This window comes from Leptotrichia sp. oral taxon 223, from assembly GCF_013394795.1.
In the GTDB taxonomy this organism is placed as follows: Bacteria; Fusobacteriota; Fusobacteriia; order Fusobacteriales; family Leptotrichiaceae; genus Leptotrichia.
Genome location: NZ_JABXYU010000001.1, coordinates 217,342 through 234,508, shown reverse-complemented (window position 1 = coordinate 234,508; position 17,167 = coordinate 217,342). Strand labels below are relative to the sequence as shown.

At 32.2% G+C, this 17,167-nt stretch carries 15 protein-coding genes; all 15 read left to right on the top strand.

Annotation, left to right across the window (positions count from 1 at the left end; all coding sequences use genetic code 11):
* Positions 1-60 precede the first annotated feature (60 nt).
* The 15 genes from HW275_RS01240 (at position 61) to recJ (ending at position 17,123) form a co-directional block, all read left to right on the top strand.
* Positions 61-1,326, top strand: coding sequence for a hypothetical protein (locus HW275_RS01240; RefSeq protein WP_178934465.1), 1,266 nt, complete (start codon positions 61-63; stop codon positions 1,324-1,326).
* Complete coding sequence (locus HW275_RS01235; RefSeq protein ID WP_178934463.1) at positions 1,326-1,742, top strand: hypothetical protein; 417 nt, start codon at positions 1,326-1,328, stop codon at positions 1,740-1,742. Before HW275_RS01240 ends, HW275_RS01235 begins: the two co-directional genes overlap by 1 nt.
* A 25-nt stretch (positions 1,743-1,767) precedes the next feature.
* On the top strand, positions 1,768-2,625 hold the full coding sequence (locus tag HW275_RS01230; protein ID WP_178934461.1) for a Fic family protein: 858 nt from the start codon (positions 1,768-1,770) through the stop codon (positions 2,623-2,625).
* Between the two features lie 75 nt (positions 2,626-2,700).
* Positions 2,701-3,126, top strand: a complete 426-nt coding sequence (locus tag HW275_RS01225; protein ID WP_178934459.1) for a type II toxin-antitoxin system RelB/DinJ family antitoxin — start codon at positions 2,701-2,703, stop codon at positions 3,124-3,126.
* 78 nt (positions 3,127-3,204) lie between these two features.
* Positions 3,205-4,212 (top strand): class 1b ribonucleoside-diphosphate reductase subunit beta, encoded by a 1,008-nt coding sequence (nrdF, locus tag HW275_RS01220; protein WP_178934457.1) that lies wholly within the window; start codon positions 3,205-3,207, stop codon positions 4,210-4,212.
* A 212-nt stretch (positions 4,213-4,424) separates the two neighbouring features.
* A complete protein-coding gene (locus HW275_RS01215; protein WP_178934455.1) occupies positions 4,425-4,595 on the top strand; it encodes a hypothetical protein in 171 nt (56 codons plus the stop codon).
* A gap of 120 nt (positions 4,596-4,715) precedes the next feature.
* The gene (gene serA / locus HW275_RS01210) at positions 4,716-6,308 is read left to right on the top strand and encodes a phosphoglycerate dehydrogenase (protein WP_178934453.1); all 1,593 of its coding nucleotides are present in this window, start codon (positions 4,716-4,718) and stop codon (positions 6,306-6,308) included.
* An 18-nt stretch (positions 6,309-6,326) separates the two neighbouring features.
* Positions 6,327-7,220, top strand: coding sequence for a homoserine kinase (gene thrB, locus HW275_RS01205; RefSeq protein WP_178934451.1), 894 nt, complete (start codon positions 6,327-6,329; stop codon positions 7,218-7,220).
* 77 nt (positions 7,221-7,297) lie between these two features.
* The gene (locus HW275_RS01200) at positions 7,298-9,298 is read left to right on the top strand and encodes a spherulation-specific family 4 protein (RefSeq protein ID WP_178934449.1); all 2,001 of its coding nucleotides are present in this window, start codon (positions 7,298-7,300) and stop codon (positions 9,296-9,298) included.
* A 279-nt stretch (positions 9,299-9,577) separates the two neighbouring features.
* Positions 9,578-10,066: a ribosome maturation factor RimP gene (gene rimP, locus HW275_RS01195; RefSeq protein WP_178934447.1), complete on the top strand. Its 489-nt coding sequence runs from the start codon at positions 9,578-9,580 to the stop codon at positions 10,064-10,066.
* Complete coding sequence (nusA, locus tag HW275_RS01190) at positions 10,066-11,259, top strand: transcription termination factor NusA (RefSeq protein ID WP_178934445.1); 1,194 nt, start codon at positions 10,066-10,068, stop codon at positions 11,257-11,259. The genes rimP and nusA overlap by 1 nt, the downstream gene beginning before the upstream one ends.
* A 72-nt stretch (positions 11,260-11,331) precedes the next feature.
* Entirely contained in the window at positions 11,332-11,901 is a 570-nt protein-coding gene (locus HW275_RS01185) for a DUF448 domain-containing protein (RefSeq protein WP_178934443.1), read from the top strand.
* Positions 11,898-14,942, top strand: a complete 3,045-nt coding sequence (gene infB, locus HW275_RS01180) for a translation initiation factor IF-2 (RefSeq protein WP_178934440.1) — start codon at positions 11,898-11,900, stop codon at positions 14,940-14,942. The genes HW275_RS01185 and infB overlap by 4 nt, the downstream gene beginning before the upstream one ends.
* Before the next feature lie 22 nt (positions 14,943-14,964).
* The gene (gene rbfA, locus HW275_RS01175; protein WP_178934438.1) at positions 14,965-15,354 is read left to right on the top strand and encodes a 30S ribosome-binding factor RbfA; all 390 of its coding nucleotides are present in this window, start codon (positions 14,965-14,967) and stop codon (positions 15,352-15,354) included.
* A gap of 71 nt (positions 15,355-15,425) precedes the next feature.
* On the top strand, positions 15,426-17,123 hold the full coding sequence (gene recJ / locus HW275_RS01170; RefSeq protein ID WP_178934436.1) for a single-stranded-DNA-specific exonuclease RecJ: 1,698 nt from the start codon (positions 15,426-15,428) through the stop codon (positions 17,121-17,123).
* Positions 17,124-17,167: the final 44 nt, after the last annotated feature.

Below are 17,167 nucleotides of genomic sequence, written 5' to 3'. Positions count from 1 at the left end.
ATAAAAACCTCAATATTTATTTTTGTTTAATAACGATAGATGATACAAAGGAGACAAAAAGTGTCGCTTGAAGATTTAAGAGTCAAACGAAAAAAATTAAAGGAAAATATAGAAAAAGTAAATAGAGATATGAATATAATTATAAAAGAAAATCATAGAGTTGCGAAAGTAGCACACAATGCTGAATATCTAATAAATGATTTGGAAAATGAATTTAGTAAACAAACAGGATTAAATGGAGTAGATGTTTCATTTCTTTTTCTTGCAACTGCTCTACAACTTTCTAGAATAATAATAATAAATATGTTAACAAAAATAGAAAAAGCTGGAGTTGAAAATAAAAAAGAGCATAAACTTCATGAAATGCAAAATAAAATACTTAATAAAGATTTGATTCAAAATAATAATACAGAAAAGCCGTATTATTCTTCTTTAAAACATATAATTACAACATTGGGAGTTCCATATGATGCAACAAGATATTTAAATGATAAAACAATAGAATTGTATCTTAATAAAGGACATACATGGAATTTTGATCCAAATGATTTAAAAACAGAAAATTTAAAAATTTTTAAAGGTGCTAATCATAGATTTGCAACATTAGGGCATGATCCTATATTGGGATTAATTTTTGGTACGGCTAACATAATGACAAATACAATAACAAGTGTGAAAAAAGAAGGGGTGTTACCAATTATAAAAACAAATCATGTTGTTTATACTAGTTTATACAAAAATCCAAGTATAGGTAAAAATGCTTCTACTTTAGAGATGTTTAATCAGTCTGTTAAAAGAACAATTGACGATCCTAAAGTTTTTGTTGCTTCATTAATAAAACAAATTATTCATATAGGCACAGATTTATATACTCCTTGTGGTATTCAAATTCCAGGAGCAAATTTAGTTTTATCTAATAAAGAAACAGAAAAATTTACTAGATATATTAGCACAGGTGATTTTATTAAAATAGAATTTTCAGCGAAAATATCCGAATTAATAAATAATATTATAACAGTTTTTCATAATTTATTATATGATGAACAAAAATATTCATCAAGAGAACTGTATAATGTAAAAACAAAGAAAATAATTTTATATTCTAATTTAATTGCTTCTTCAAGTAATGTAATATGGGTAGGGGCTAATATGTACTCTGGAAATGAAAAAGCCATAAAAGATTTAGATATAGGAGGATTATTAGTAACATTATATCATTTGATTTATGATACAAGATATATTCAAAAAATAAAAGAAGAATTTGTTCTAAATGGGTTTAAGGATATGATAAAAGGAGATAAATTAAATTTGGAGGAAATAGAATAATGGGAATAGGTAGATTTTTACGAAGAACTAACTCGATTGTTAGGATAATTGACACTACAAAAAATATAATTGAAGAAGGAAGTATAAAAAATGGATTGAAAAGAACTGTAAGAGAAGATCTTGAAGATACTCCAATTGTATCAAATATTTATAATATGGGTAAATACGAAGGTAAAAAACAGGGTTACGTAGATGCTTCAAAAGAATATGAAGAAAAATTATTATCACAGGCAGAACATTTTATAAACCAAAAAGAATTATTGATAAATGAAGTATCTAATTATGAAAAATTATTAGATGAATATGAGGTAGAAATAGAAAGACTTGAAGGAAAATTAAATAAAACTGAAAGTGAAAATCAATATTTAAGTAAATTATTGAATAATGAAAGAAAATTAAAACAAATGATTAGATAGTTGAAAAGAAGGAAGAAATAAAAAAATGTTTAAAATATCTAAAATTGAAATTTTCAAAAACTTTTTAGAAAAAGAAAGCCCCTTAAACAAGGGGATTTTGACAAAATTGGAAAACAATCTTAAAACAAATTTTATTTATAATTCAAATGCGATTGAAGGTAGCACTCTTACTTTGAAAGAAACGGATATTATTCTTCAATATGGGGTTACTGTGAAAGGGAAAAGTTTGAAAGAACATGAGGAAGTGAAGGGGCAGGAATATGCTCTTAATTTTCTCAAGGAAGTTATAAAAACAAATGAATCTTTATCGCTGAGGTTGATAAGAGAGTTTCATGCTCTTGTATTGAATGATGATATTGAGAATAGAGGAAAGTTTAAGAAAAGTAATAATGAAATTTTGGGTGCTGGATTTGAAACGACGCCTTACTATCTTGTTGAAGAGAAGCTGACAGAATTAATTGAAAAATTTAATAGTAGTGAAAATAATGATTTGATAATGAGGGTTGCTCATTTTCATGCTGATTTTGAAAAGATTCATCCATTTATTGATGGTAATGGACGGACTGGGAGATTACTCCTGAATTTGGAGCTTATGAAAAATGGTTATCCGATTATAGTTATACGAAATGAAGACAGAGATGAATACTATACTGCTTTGGAAACAGCACAAGTTGAATCAAATTACGAGTTGCTTGCTGATTTTATAGAAAAGAGTGTTGAAAATACTTTTTGGATGTATTATAAATATTTTGATGAAGATACAAAAATGAAGTTTGAAGAATATTTAAAAAAGAATGGAATTAATCCGAAAGAAGTTTATCAAAAGAGATTTCAGGATTATCCAGAAACAGAGAGGGACTTTCCAAGAGATTGGGATAAATAGACATTATGATAAACTAATTGATTGACAAAAGATATACTTTGTATGTATAATAAATATAAAAGGAAGTGATATTTTATGGCAACAGTTAATACAAGTATAAAAATAGATGAAGAAACTAAAAAAGAAGCACAGAAATTATTTAAAGATTTAGGATTAAGCCTTAGTGCAGCAATTAATATATTTTTAAAACAAGCTATAAGAGAAAAAGGCATACCATTTTATATAAATTCTTTACCTGAAAATTCAGAATTGGCTCAAGCATTTGAAGAAGCTAAAAAATTAAGAAAAATCCTTCAAATTATAAATCGTACAGTAGTCCAGAAGAAATGTTTAAAGATGTCTTGGGAGAAGATTAAAAACAAGGATCATAAATTAGTCAATAATTATGACGGGGCAAGAGAATGTCATATAACTCCAGATTGGTTATTAATCTACGAGATAGTTGAAGATAAATTAATGTTGATTTTATTAGCATCAGGTAGTCATAGTGAACTATTCTAAATTTTATATAAAATGTGGGAGTTGATTGAGATAATATAAATTGATAAAACAATTTTATCAAGAAAGGAAAACAAAAAAATGGAGAAAAAAATATATGAAGCAGTAAACTGGAATACACCGGAAAATAATTATGTGGAGATGTTTTGGGAGCAGAATTTGAAGCAGTTTTGGATTGATACGGAGTATATTCCGTCGAAGGATATAGATAGTTGGAATTCGCTTGAGCCTGCGATGAAATTGGCGTATTTGCACGTGTTGGGAGGGCTTACGCTTTTGGATACGTTGCAGAGCCATACGGGGATGCCCAAGATTATTGATCATATTGAGTCGTTGCAAAATCGTTCGGTTCTTTCATATATGTGTATGATGGAAACGATTCATGCGAAGTCTTATTCAACAATATTTACAACGGTTGCGTCTACAAGGGAGATTAACGAAACATTCAGATGGGTTCAGGAAAATCCGCACTTGCAGTATAAAGCTAATAAAATTGACGGATATTATCAGAAAATGAACAATCCTGAGGCTTCAAAAAGAGAAATAGCGATGGCTCTGGCGGCTTCGGTTTATTTGGAAACATATTTGTTTTACAGCGGATTCTTTTTACCGCTTTGGCTTGCAGGACAGGGAGAAATGGTTGCAAGTTGCGATATAATCAAGAAAATCATTGCGGATGAGTCGATTCACGGAGTTTTTGTTGGATTATTGTTCCAGGAATTATATAATTCTTTCAGTGAAGAGGAAAAAGTTGATATGAGGGCTGAACTGAAAAAATTGATGTACGACTTGTACGAAAATGAAGCAAGATATACTGATGAAATTTATGGGGATATTGGGCTTACAGGCGATGTGAAGGAATACATCCGTTACAATGCGAACAAAGCCTTGATGAATCTAGGATTTGAAGAAGAATTTGAAGTGAAGAATGTAAATCCAATTGTGTTAAATGGTTTAAATGTGGAAACAACACAGCACGATTTCTTCTCGAAAAAATCTACGAATTATGAGAAAGCACTGGAAGTGGTACATTTGCATGATGATGACTTTAAGTTTGATGAAGAAGTGAATGCGGATGAATTGATTTAAGTTTGGAAACGTACGAAAATGAGAGCTTTAATTACTGGTTCTCATTTTTTTTGAAAAAACTTCTGTAACACTTATAAATAAAGGATTTTCACAAAAGTACGAGTAAAAGTAGTATATCCAGTAAAATAAGGATTGAAACATTTTCCATAATATAGTAGATACCATATGAAACTGTAATATGTTGTTTAAATTTATGTGCTAAAAATAATGAAGTGATTAAAATAAATGATTATTCAAGACAAGTTATTGCTGATAAAGTTGAAGAAAGTTTTGAAAAATTACCAAATTTTGATAACGATAAAAATTTAAGAGTATTTGTGAGCGAAATTGAAGATAATTTAGATAATCGTTGTAAAAGGCAGCGGTTATTTTTATTTGTGTAAAAAATGTTTTAAAATTAATTTATTTTGATGTAAAGAAGTGATGTTATTGAATTGTACCACAAATTATGGTAATATATTAATTAAATAAATGTGTTGATTAGAATTGAGGAGGAAAAATAAATGTATAGAGTATTAGTTGGTGAGTATATTGATGATGATGCGATTGCGGGGCTGCAGAAAGCCAGAGATGTAAAAGTTGATGTGAAGGTTGGGATTTCACGTGAGGAAATTTTGGATATAATTGATGAATACGACGCTTTGATTGTAAGAAGTGTTATAAAGGTGGATAAGGAGCTGCTGGATAAGGCTAAAAAGCTGAAAATAGTGGGGCGTGCTGGAAATGGTACAGACAATATCAATATTCCTGAGGCGACTGCACATGGAGTGATTGTGGCAAATACTCCTGACAGCAATACGGTTTCAGCTTGTGAAATTGCAATTGGGCTGATGATTGCGTCTGCGAGAAATATTGTTGCGGCGAATAATTTTATAAAAAGTGGAAAATGGGAAAGAGAAATTTTTGTAGGAAATGAATTGTTTGAAAAAACATTAGGAATTATCGGACTTGGAAGAATTGGTGGACTGGTTGCTACAAGAATGAGAGCATTTGGAATGAAACTCGTTGCTTATGATCCATATATTTCAGATGAGCGCTTTAAAAGATATAATTGTGAAAAGGCTAAAACATTGGATGAATTGATGGAAAAATCAGATGTGATAACGATTCATACGCCTAAGACTAAAGAAACCGTGGATATGATAAATGCTGAAAATCTTCATAAGTTAAAAGATGGTGTAAGGCTTGTAAATGCTGCACGTGGAGGGCTATTTAACGAAGAGGCTGTAGCTGAAGGGCTAAAAAGCGGGAAAATTGCAAGTTTCGGATACGATGTTCATACTGTTGAGCCATGTTCTGAATGTATTCTGTATGAATTTGAAAATGCAATTACAACGCCACATATTGGAGCGACAACTTACGAAGCACAGAGAAATGTGGGGACTCAGGTTGTAAAGCAGGTATTAAATGGACTTCGTGGGGAAATAGTTGAAACGGCTGTGAATTTGCCTGCGATTGGAAGAGAAGAGTTTTTAATTGTAAAACCATTTATAAATCTGGCTGAAAAATTAGGAAAAATTTATTTCCAAATTGAAAAAACTCCAATTACAAATGTTGTGCTTAATTATTATGGAGAAATTGCCGAGCAGGAAACAGCACTTGTGGATTCGACAGCGATAAAAGGGATTCTGGAGCCAGTTTTAAAAGAGGAAGTTAATTACATTAATTCAAAGCCGCTTGCTGAAAAAAGAGGAATTAATATCTCAATAAATAAAAAAGAACACAAATACAAAAATTATTCTTCAGCAATAGAATTTATAATAACAAATGAAGAAGGCAAGAAAATATATGTTGTTGGAACAATTGGAATGAACAACGAGGAAAGAATTATCAGCATAAAGAATCATGATGTGGATATGGCAATTTCTGACAATATGATTTATTTAGGAAATGAAGATGTGCCGGGAGTTATCGGAGCTGTGGGGGCAACTCTTGGAAAAGAGAATATAAATATTGCCACAATGAACGTAGGTAGACGTGAAAACAGCGCAATTATGCTGCTTACAGTTGACAGTGAAGTTGGCAGAAGATCATTGAAGAAACTTAGAGGACTGAGTCAGATAAAATGGGCTTATTATTTGGATTTGACAATATAGGAATGAAAGGATGAAAAAATGGGTTTGAAATTTAGAGTAAAAGTGCCGGGAACATCGGCTAATATTGGTGTAGGTTATGATTGTCTGGGAGTTGCGCTGGATTACTTTCTGGAACTGGAAGTGGAGGAAAGCGATAAAATTGAATTTTTGGAAAATGGAGAGCCGTTTTCGATTCCGATTGAGGAAAATTTGATTTTTGAAGCGATAAAATATACGGAAAAACATTTGGTAAAAAATATTCCGAGTTATAAAGTAAACATTGTGAAAAATGATATTCCAATTGCACGTGGGCTGGGGAGCAGCTCATCTGCTATCGTTGCTGGAATTTTGATTGCGAATAAATTTGCTGGAGATGTGCTGGATATTAACGAAGTGGCAAAATTGGCTGTGGAAATGGAAGGGCATCCTGACAATGTAGTGCCTGCAATCTTCGGAGGAATGGTGCTTACTGCACATGATAAGGAAAACCTTGTATACAGTTCATTAATAAACTCTGATGATTTATGTTTCTACGTAATGATTCCAGATTTTAAATTGTCGACAGAAAAAGCAAGAAGCGTCCTGCCAAAAACGTATCTGGTTTCTGATGCAATAAACAACATCTCAAAGCTAGGATTACTTGTAAATGCTTTTAACAAAGGAGAATACGACAATTTACGCTTCCTTTTAGGCGATAAGATTCACCAGCCTTACAGATTCGCATTAATAAATGATTCAGAAAAAATCTTTGAAGCGTCTAAAAAACACGGCGCTTTGGGAGAATACATAAGCGGTGCAGGTCCGACTTTAATTTCTTTGAATTACGATAATGAGGAGTTTTTGGAAAATATGAAAAAAGAACTTGCAGAATTATCGGATAACTGGATTATCGAGAAGAAGAAGATTAATTTGAGGGGCGCAGAAGTTTGTTAATTTATGTTTAAACTTCTTAACGTTAATAAAGTATGCAATTAACAAGGCAAGACTTTGGATTATTAGGGAGCATAGAGATGAAAAAACAATTAAAAAAAATATTACCTTGCATAATGGCAGGAATTACTGGAATAAGTTATGGAAATACAAATTCTAAAGACGATACAGATAATTTGATAAAAATATCAGAAAATGAAAATAAGATTGCGGAAAATTTGGAAGCAAAAAACAGTTCAGAAAAATTAATTTCAGATAATTCTATTTCAGAAAAACGTAATTTTAAGCAGAATAGCAATTTTAACACTAAAAAAGAAAATTATGATGATCCTGATAGAATACAGATTAATTTGGAATATATGGGAGGATTTTCAAAAAAACATAAAGATTCTGATAATGAAATTATAAAAAGCCAGCAAGTTGTTATGCCTGCATTTCGATGGACTGGAAAGAGTGGTGACAACGTTTCTTTTTGGAAAGGAATCACAGATGTTGGAGGCGGATTAATCCCTTATGTAGCTTTTGGTTCATATAAAGCTGCACCGTCTGGAGATCCTCATCAGCAATATTTGGTTAAAAGAGATGAAGATATGGAACAGATAGCGAGAAATAAAGCGGCAGGAATAAAAAATATAGGATATACATATACACATGGTTCTACTAGAAATCTTGATTTAGTTTATGCTGATATTGATAATTTTGTCAATTTTTATGGAAGAGAAAATATAGCGGGATATTTTATCGATGAAATTGAAGGAGGAGCGACTCAGGCACAAATTGATTATATGGCTAAAATTTATAATTATATAAAGTCTAAATATCCAGAAATGACCGTTATTGCAAATAATGGATGGGGAATCAGAGATGGAATCGCACCTTATGCTGATATTTGGATGACTCAGGAAGTTAGCGCAACGGAATATTTGAATAATTATCGTACCAGAACATCCGAATTTGAAAAGGATCCTGCAAATTCCAATCATATTTTACATGTAATTTATAATGCGACGCCAGAACAATATGAAGAAATTATAAAATTATCTCGTGAACGTAATGCAGGAAATTTGTTTATTACTTCAGATACGAATGCTTATCCCAACGGGTATGATGACTTGCCTACATATTTTGAAGATCTGATGATGACAATTAATAACTTTACTCCAAAAACAGGAAGTTTGTTTTCACCTGAGAATCGGGCGGCGGAAAAAGTTACTGTTGAAATGCCTCGTTCAAAAGTTGATTTAGATTTAACAAAAGCTGCAAGAAGCGCAATTTATAAAAATCTTGAAAATTCAAAAGACGGGCAGTATAAGATTGACATTGCCTATATGGGAAATTATGGCGGAAAATATAAAGATAAGGAAAGCAATGTACGATATGATTCAGATACTGACGGCGTTTTAGCGGATGTGTCTAAAGATTTTGGAAAATTCTCTTTAGGAACTGTTTTCGGCTCTCAAAAATCAAAAGTTAATTACAGGGGGAAATTTAGTAATGTAAAAGAAAAAATAACATCATCTCAGTTTGGATTAAATGGTAAATATGACTTTAATGATAATATAGATTTAACAGGGAATCTGATATATTCTTCAAATAAGCATGCATTTGATACAAATACCGGGTTAGGAGCTATTGCCAATGCCGAATATAAATCAAAAATCTTAGACTTTAGCGTAAAAGTTGGATATAAATTTTTATTTGACAATGGGTATGTAAAACCTTATGCCGGGCTAGGAATAACAAAAGTAAAGGAAGGAAGCATTGATAAATTACATATTTCAAATACATCCAAAACTATCTCAGAAGGAATTGTCGGAGTGTATGGAGAAAAATCATTTGGCAAACTTGATTTATTTGGTAATTTAAAATACGAACAGAGATTTAATAAAAAATCCTATCATTCTGAAAGAGAATACTCTAGAAGGTATACTATTGCACCATTAAATTATGCAAGTGGCACTATTAATGTGGAAGCTGGTTTGAAATATAATATTTCAGATAATTTTAAAATTAAGACTTCATATGAATTAAGAGATAGCAAAAATAGCCTTGTGAAGTTAGGTTTTGGAGCAGAATTTTAAAATTTGGCAAAAAATTAATATATAGATGGAAACAGGTAAAAATTATTGAAAATGTTTGATTTTATTGACTTAAAATAAAAAAAATTGCATATATTAGAAGAAATACAAAGGCGTATTGTCAAGTCAAGTGCAACAAAAAGTAAAAATAATATAATAAAGTAAATTTTTAGATAGAGGGTTGAAAAAAAAGAGAAAATGTGTTATTATAGTTACAGAAAATAATTTCAGGTAGAGAGTGGGTCAGCCCACTCTTTAGTTTTAGATATGAGGTGTAATTTTATGGAACAGATTTTAAATGAGTTTGAGAAGAAAATCGAATCGCATTTAAAAGAGATGAATCTGGAATTGGCAGATTTGGAATATGTAAGGGATGGGGGATATAATTATTTGAGGGTTTATGTGGAGAAATTGGATGGAACTACGACGCTTGATGACTGTATTGATTTTAGCCGTGAGATTGACGGGATTGCAGATGACTTGATAGAAGAGAAGTTTTTTCTGGAGGTTTCGACACCTGGGGTTGAGCGTAGATTGAGAAAGCCTAAGGATTTTATGAGATTTTTGGGAGAGAGAATTAATGTTCAGGCTAAGAGCAATATTGAAGGGGTAAAAAAATTTTTAGGAAAATTGGAAAAATTTGAGAATGATACAATTTTTCTTTTGGATGATAAATTGGAAAAAATAGTGGAAATACCACTTTCTAAATTAAAGAAAGCAAATTTAATATATGAATTACCAAATGGCATATTAAATAGTGAGGAGGAATGATGAAAGGGCGAGATCAAAAAATATTTTTGGAAGCACTTGATGAACTTGAAAAGGAAAAGGGAATTTTAAAGGAAGAATTGCTGGAAACTATAGAAATTGCGCTGCTTGCGGCGTATAAAAAAAATTATGGTGAAAAGGATAACGTGAAGGTAACGATTAATAGAAACAGCGGAGATGTAAAAGTTTATTCACAAAGGCTGGTTGTGGAAAATGTGGAAAATCCAGATGAGGAAATTAGCCTGGAAGATGCAATTTCTGTAAAAAAACGTGCTAAGCTGGGAGATATTCTGGATTTGGAAATTAATGCTGAAAGTTTTAAGAGAAATGCGATTCAGAATGCAAAGCAGATCGTTGTGCAAAAGGTTAGGGAATGTGAAAAAAGAAATATCTTTAACAAATTTAAGGAAATTGAAAATTCAATTGTTTCTGCAAATGTTAGAAAAACTGATGAAAAAGGGAATCTGTATGTGGATATAAACGGACTTGAAGCAATTGTGCCAGCAAAGGAATTATCGCCAGTTGACATATTTAGACAGGGAGATAGAATTAAAATTTATATCGACGCTGTGGAAGAGTCTACGAAATTTACAAAAACTTTTGTTTCAAGAAAATCTGAGGAATTGCTTCGAGGACTGCTTGAATTAGAAGTTCCTGAAATTTATGAGGAAATTATTGAAATCAAAAATATTGCAAGGGAAGCAGGAAGCCGTTCTAAAGTCGCTGTTTACTCAAATGATGAAAATCTAGATGTAAAAGGTGCATGTATTGGACGTAATGGAATGAGAATTCAAAATATCATTGATGAACTTTGCGGAGAAAAAATAGACATTGTTCTTTGGAATGAGGATATAACGGAATTTGTAAAAAATGCCTTGAATCCTGCTGAAGTTCTGTCAGTGGAAATTGTTGAGGAAGGCGAGGAAAATATGAAAGTTGCAAGAGTGCTTGTAGCAGAAAATCAGTTATCGCTTGCAATCGGTAAGAAAGGGCAAAATTCAAGACTTGCGGCAAGACTGTGCGGCGTGAAAATTGACATTCATACAGAACCTGCTGAAATTGATGAATTTGAAGAAGAAACAGCCTTTAATGATTCATTTGAAGATGAAGCTGAAAATATTGAAGGAACACATAATTCAAATGATGATTATGAAGTTGAGGAAAGCGCATTTGCTGAACTTCACGGAGAAGAATAAAACTTAAATTTACAAAAAAATTATAAAAGATAAGCATTGAAAAAGTATCAAACAAGGAGATGATTAGAGAGTTTGGATACATTAAGAAAAGAAAAAAAAGAAATTAATAAACCTGAGAGAATGTGCATTTGCTGTAGGAAAAAAGGTGAAAAGGAAAGTTTTTTTAGAATTGCCGAGCAGGACGGGAAATATGTTTATGATAAGGAAATGAAAGTGCAGGCAAGAGGATTTTATGTCTGTAAAACGAACGAATGTATTGAAAGACTGTCAAAACATAAGAAGTATAATATTGAAATGGAGCAGCTCGTGCAGATGCTGGAAGAAGTAAAAAAACAAAAGAAAAATATAATTGATATTTTAAAGCCAATGAAAAATTCTGAATATTTTGTCTTTGGAGTAGAGGAAACAATTAACGGGATAAAGCGTGAAAAAGTAAAGCTTGTTATTGTTCCAAAAGACATAAAGGCAAAATACATTGAGGAATTTAAGAAATTAAGTGAGAAGTTTAATTTTAAAATCGTATTTATTGAAAAAAAAATCGAATTAATAAAGCTTTTTTCAAGAGATGTGAATGTTGTTGGTATTTTTGATAAAAAAGTAATAAAAGGAATATTAAGCAAAGTGGAGGTGATGAATGGATGAAAGTGCATGAATTAGCAAAGGAAAATGGTTTTACTGCAACTAAATTTATGGAAGAAATCAGAAAATTTGGGATAGATAAAAAACATCATATGAATGTACTAAGTGATGAAGAAGTAAGCCTGATAAGGAAAAAACTTCAAAAAGACGTCCAAAATCAGAATACAAGTAAAACTGAAAATCTGAATACAAAAGAAAATGTTGCAAAAGCGGCAAATAGCCATTCAGACAGTCAAAAAAACAGTAATGCTGAACATAGTAAAATTAATGAGGATAAAAATATTAGTAAAAATTATGAGAAGCCAAAACAACCGCTGCAAAAAGATATTAAACTAAATACAGAAAAGAAATCAGATAACATTAGCAAAGGTAATCTGAATAAGAAAAATTTAGATAATAATAAAAATCAAAAATTTGAAAAATCAAATAGATTTGATAAAAAAGAAAATAATAGGAAAATGGAGATGAAAATTAATTTGAGTAGCCAAAATAATAAAGCGAATGAATTAAATAAGGAAAAGCAAAGTTTTCAAAATAGAGATAGCCGAGACAGTAAAGATAATAGAGAAAATGGCGGAAGAAATTTCCAGACAAGAGATAATCGGAACAGGGAAGACAGAAACAGGGACGGATTCAGAAAAGAAGGAAGAGACGGCTTCAGAAGGGATAACCGGAACTTTAACAGGGATGGAAATAACCAGGCAAGAGATAACCGTGAGAACAGAAGCTTCCAAAATAGAGATAGAGATAACCAGGGAGGCGGAAGAAATTTCCAGACAAGAGATAACCGGAACAGGGAAGACAGAAACAAGGACGGATTCAGGAAAGAGGGAAGAGACAGCTTCAGAAGGGATAACCGGAACTTTAACAGGGATGGAAATAGTCAGACAAGAGATAACCGTGAGAACAGAAGCTTCCAAAATAGAGATAGAGATAACCAGGGAGGCGGAAGAAACTTTAGGGATAGACAGGACAATAGAAGTTTTTCCGAAAGAGGCGGATTTAATAAGGACAGAGATGACTTTAGAAAAGACAGCCGAAATTTTTCTAATGCCAAAAAGGAAACATCATCTGAAATCCCAGCAGCGGCAGTGGCTGAAAAGGGAAAAGCAGGTGGAAAAGGAAAAGGCAAATTTGACAAGAAAAAATATGAGAAAAATAGAAGGGACAGGGAACATCAGGAAAAGGAACTTCGTTCTGACTTTAGAAAAGATGACAAAAAGAAAAAGAAAAATAAGAAACAGGAAAAAGCTGTCAAGGATGAAATTATCAGAATTGAAGGAGAGAGCATAGGAATGATAACGATTGGAGAAGAAATTGTTATTAAAGATTTAGCTGAAAAATTGGGAATCAATGTTTCTGATATAATCAAAAAATTCTTTATGGAAGGAAAACTGCTTACTGCGAACGCCATTTTATCATTTGAGGAAGCTGAAGAAGTGGCACTTGACTATGAAGTAATCGTAGAAAAGGAAGTAGTAGAGGAAGTCAGTTACGGTGAAAAATATCATCTTGAACAGGAAGACAAGCCTGAGGAGCTTGTAACGAGAGCGCCAGTTATTACGATAATGGGACACGTCGATCACGGTAAAACTTCTTTGCTGGATGCGCTTAGACATACAAACGTAATGAGTGACGAAGCTGGAGGAATTACACAAAAGATCGGGGCTTACCAAGTAAACTGGAAAGGACAGAGAATTACATTTATTGATACTCCGGGGCATGAGGCGTTTACTGAAATGCGGGCAAGAGGTGCGAATATTACAGATATTTCTATTCTAATTGTAGCCGCTGATGACGGGGTAAAGCCTCAAACTGTGGAAGCCATTTCTCACGCTAAGGAAGCTGGAGTTCCTATAATTGTTGCAATTAATAAAATTGACAAGCCAGGTGCGGATCCTATGAAAGTTAGAACTGAATTGACTGAATATGGGCTAATGTCACCTGAATGGGGAGGAACTACTGAATTTGTTGAAATTTCTGCAAAACAGAAAATTAATTTGGAAGAGCTTCTTGAAACAATATTAATTACAGCGGAACTTCAAGAATTGAAGGCTAATCCAAACAAACGTCCAAAAGCGGTTGTTGTGGAATCAAGACTGGATCCGAAAATGGGAGCAGTTGCCGATGTGCTTGTGCAGGAAGGAACGCTTAAAATAGGAGATGTGTTTGTAGCAGGGGAATCTCATGGGAGAGTCCGTTCAATGCTTGATGACAGAGGTAAGAAAATAAGCAAGGCTATCATTTCACAGCCAGTTGAAATTATAGGATTTAATGTCGTGCCGAATGCAGGGGATATTTTGTACGGCGTAGAAAGCGATAAACAGGCTAAGAAAATTGTTGAGGACTTTATCAGGGAAAGAAAAGTAAATGAGCAAAACAAGAAAAAACATATTTCACTGGAAAGTTTATCTCAAGAGCTGGAAGAGCAGGAATTAAAAGAATTGAAATGTATCATAAGGGCCGATTCAAGAGGTTCTGTTGAGGCGCTTAAGGAATCGCTTGAAAAACTTAATACTGAAAAAGTTGTGATTAATGTAATTCAGGGAAGTGCAGGAGCTGTAACGGAAGGGGACGTAAAACTTGCAGAAGCATCGAATGCAATTATAATCGCATTTAACGTACGTCCAACGACACCAGCCAGAATCATTGCTGAAAAAACGGGAGTGGAAATTAGAAACTATAACGTGATCTACCACGCAACTGAGGAAATTGAAAAAGCGATGAAAGGAATGCTTGATCCAGAATTTAAGGAAGTTTACTATGGAAGAATTGAAGTTAAGCAAGTATTCAAAGTATCAAATGTTGGAAATATTGCTGGAGCTGTCGTTGTTGATGGAAAAGTTACAAAAGATTCAAAAATCCGTGTAATTCGTGATGGAATTATTATTTTTGACGGTGAATTAGGTTCATTGAAACGGTTTAAAGATGATGTTAAGGAAGTTGTAACGGGACAGGAATGTGGAATTGGCATCCAAGACTTTAATGATATTAAAGCCGGGGATATCATCGAATCGTACATTATGGAAGAAATCCCAAGATAACGGATAGATAGGTGATAATTGTATGAATGACAGAAGAAAAAGAGGACTGGAAAAAGAAATATCAAGAATTGTCGGAATGACGCTTTTGACAGAGATAAAAAATGAGAAAATAAAAAATCTTGTGTCAATTCACAAGGTTGAGCTGACAAAAGATGGGCGATACCTTGATTTAACCTTTTCAATACTGGATTTAAAAGACAATATAAACAAGGAAAGAATCGCTGAGGATTTGAATAAATTAAAAGGTTTTTTTAGAAAAAAAATTGGTTCGCAGCTGTCGATAAGATTTGTTCCAGAAGTAAGGATTCATATGGATGACAGCGTTGAATACGGTGTAAAAATTGCTTCGATATTAAATGAAATAAAAAAGAAAATAACGATATCGAATAACAGAAATACTGGGCTGTTTTGAAAATTATAAAAATAAATTGAATTTTGAGGCAGTCCTGCAACTATACAAAAAAGGAAGCGATTAATCTTGTAATGAAATGGGAATTAAAAAGCTATAATGAAGATTATTTGACATCAAAAAGTTCTGAATTTGGTGAAAGCAAGTTAATTTCAAGGCTGCTTTTAAATCGGGGAATTGATACAGAGGAAAAAGTTTCTAAATTTTTAAATTCAGATAAGAAGGACATACATGATCCATTTTTGTTTGAAAATATGGAAAAAGTTGTGGAAAGAATAAAAAAAGCTGGAAGAAATAAGGAAAAAATTGTAATTTATGGAGATTATGACGTTGACGGCATCTCTGGTGTAGCGTATCTGGTGATAATGCTGCGAAAATTGGGGCTTAATGTGGATTATTATATTCCAAATCGTGCTCATGAAGGAATAGGAATAAATAAAAATCTCTTGAATTTTTTGAAAAAACGGGACGCAAAATTGTTTATAACAGTTGATATTTCAATAAATAACCGTGAAGAAATATTGATGTTAAAAACTAGTGGCATTGACATAATTATAACAGATCATCATAGACAAATTGGGATTTTGGAGGATAGAGAGCAGGAAAAAGAATTGGATATTCTTACAATAAATCCAAAGACTAGTGAGACTTATCCTAATAAATCCCTATCAGGCTCAGGAGTTGCCTTCAAACTTGCGGATGCTGTCTATGAGAGATACGGTGTAAATAAAAAAATACTGTATGACTATATGGACATTATAATGATTGGAACGGTTGCAGATGTTGTGCCAATGACGGATGAAAACAGGTTTATCATCAAAAAAGGGTTAAATAACTTAAAAAAAACTAAAATAAAAGGTTTGAAGTATATTATTAACTATTTGAAGATAAATCCTAGAAATATAACGACTAGCGATATTGGATTTTTTATTGCGCCAATTTTCAATGCGCTTGGAAGAATTGATAATTCAAAAATTGTTGTAAATTTCTTTATTCAAGAAGATGATTTCAAACTTTTTGCAATAATCGAGGAAATGAAGCGTGCAAACAAAATCAGGCGTTATCTGGAAAATGAGATTTATAATGAGCTGGAAGAAAAGATACAGCGCCTGGAACGTCCAAAGTATATTTTTATGAAAAGCAGAAAATGGCATTCTGGCGTAATTGGAGTAGTCTGTTCAAGAATTTCCATAAAATACAATATTCCAGTAATTCTTATTTCAATAAAAAATGGATACGGAAAAGCATCATGCAGAAGTATCGAAGGGATTAATATTTTTGATATTTTAAAAAGTGTATCGGATAAGCTGGAGAGGTTTGGAGGGCATGACTTGGCGGCAGGATTTCTTGTTTCAGAAAAATATTTAGGTGAAATTGAAAAGCATCTGCGGCAGAAACTTGCTAGAAAAAATAGGGAAAATGTTCAAAAAACTTTATATGTGGATGCTTGGTTGAACATTGAGCATTTAAACAAAAGAAAATTGCACGAAATAAACAGGCTTTCGCCTTTTGGGCTGGATAATCAGGAGCCAAACTTTATGGATTCAGACGTGAGTTTTCTGAATTTAACGAAATTTGGAATAAATAATCGGCATTTTAAGGGATTTGTCAGAAAAAATAACCGTATTATCTCGGTAATTGGGTACAATTTAGGACATAAATTGAAGACAAATAATTTTTATAAGAAAAAAGTTAAAATGGTTTATACTCCGATATTTAAGTCAGTTCATTCAGATTTATTTATCGAACTTAAGATAAAGGATTTTAAATAAAAATAAATTAATTAAAAAAATATATATAATAAAAAAATTTTAGG

Coding starts and splice junctions, on each gene's coding strand:
- HW275_RS01235 (WP_178934463.1), top strand. CDS start 1,326: ATGGGAATAGGTAGATTTTTACGAAGAACTAACTCGATTGTTAGGATA.
- HW275_RS01230 (WP_178934461.1), top strand. CDS start 1,768: ATGTTTAAAATATCTAAAATTGAAATTTTCAAAAACTTTTTAGAAAAA.
- HW275_RS01225 (WP_178934459.1), top strand. CDS start 2,701: ATGGCAACAGTTAATACAAGTATAAAAATAGATGAAGAAACTAAAAAA.
- nrdF (WP_178934457.1), top strand. CDS start 3,205: ATGGAGAAAAAAATATATGAAGCAGTAAACTGGAATACACCGGAAAAT.
- serA (WP_178934453.1), top strand. CDS start 4,716: ATGTATAGAGTATTAGTTGGTGAGTATATTGATGATGATGCGATTGCG.
- thrB (WP_178934451.1), top strand. CDS start 6,327: ATGGGTTTGAAATTTAGAGTAAAAGTGCCGGGAACATCGGCTAATATT.
- HW275_RS01200 (WP_178934449.1), top strand. CDS start 7,298: ATGAAAAAACAATTAAAAAAAATATTACCTTGCATAATGGCAGGAATT.
- rimP (WP_178934447.1), top strand. CDS start 9,578: ATGGAACAGATTTTAAATGAGTTTGAGAAGAAAATCGAATCGCATTTA.
- nusA (WP_178934445.1), top strand. CDS start 10,066: ATGAAAGGGCGAGATCAAAAAATATTTTTGGAAGCACTTGATGAACTT.
- infB (WP_178934440.1), top strand. CDS start 11,898: ATGAAAGTGCATGAATTAGCAAAGGAAAATGGTTTTACTGCAACTAAA.
- rbfA (WP_178934438.1), top strand. CDS start 14,965: ATGAATGACAGAAGAAAAAGAGGACTGGAAAAAGAAATATCAAGAATT.
- recJ (WP_178934436.1), top strand. CDS start 15,426: ATGAAATGGGAATTAAAAAGCTATAATGAAGATTATTTGACATCAAAA.